The sequence below is a fragment of the Methanoregula sp. genome (assembly GCF_002835825.1).
Classification (GTDB): Archaea; Halobacteriota; Methanomicrobia; order Methanomicrobiales; family Methanospirillaceae; genus Methanoregula.
Genome location: NZ_PIZH01000790.1, coordinates 1 through 1,018 on the forward strand (window position 1 = coordinate 1; position 1,018 = coordinate 1,018).

Sequence of the window (1,018 nt, forward strand, 5' to 3'; positions counted from 1 at the left end):
GATACCCTTCTCACAGAATATGAGACGGTCCATGATAATCCTGCGAGAAGGCATGCACTGGAACACCTCATCCGGGATACCATCCACGAGATCAATCTTGAAAAGGATATGCATCTTTCTGCATCGGATTCGTTTGAAATCCTGAAGGGAAAAGCTCACGAAGCACTGTCAAAAATCCGCAACACCCAGGTTATCCGGGATGTTCATATTTTCGGGGAGATCCCGCTGGGTGATATGCGGATCGAGTTCATTAACAATATCATCCGGTTCGATATTGGCGATCTCTGCATAAGGAGAGTGATTGCAGAAACTCGCGGACTCGACTTTGACGAACTCTTCAGCCACCAGGACAGGTTTTCGGAGACGTTTTCAAAGTCCTACGGGGCACTCATCGAGGAACTGGATCAGCAGGCAAAATCCATTATCAGGTGCACTCTCAATGACCCGGGTGCACGGCTTCAGGAAGTGCTGGGATTACTCCTGACAAAAGAATCTGAGGATAAACTCCGTGTTATCCAGATGAGGATACTGGATATCAACGAACGACTCGAACAGTCAAGAGAAATAAACGCACTATTCAATGGCATGAATGGGGGACATACGCCCCCGGGGCCGTCCGGGTTCCTTAACCGGGGTCAGGATGATATCCTTCCCACCGGGAGGAATTTCTATTCAACCGATCCCTACCGGATGCCGACAAAATCCGCGTGGATCGTGGGCCGAAACCTGGCTGAATCCCTGTTACAGAAATACCAAAAAGAAGAAGGGCGGCTGCCGGAAAATGTGGGATTTTTCTGGATGGCAATAGATCTCATGTGCTCCAATGGAGAAGGATTTGCGCAGATGTTCCACCTGCTTGGGGTGGAACCGATCTGGAATGCAAGCGGGCAGGTCAGATCCTTCCGTGTCGTTCCGCTTGATAAACTCGGGCGCCCCCGTATTGATATCACCGTTGAAATCACGTCCACGTTACGGGACTGTTATCCCACCAGTTACGAATTGCTCGATGAAGCGATCC

At 50.0% G+C, this 1,018-nt stretch carries 1 protein-coding gene; it reads left to right on the plus strand.

What is annotated here, in order from left to right:
• A partial coding sequence (locus CW742_RS15235) for a cobaltochelatase subunit CobN (protein ID WP_292421881.1) occupies positions 1-1,018 on the plus strand: 1,018 nt, incomplete at both ends.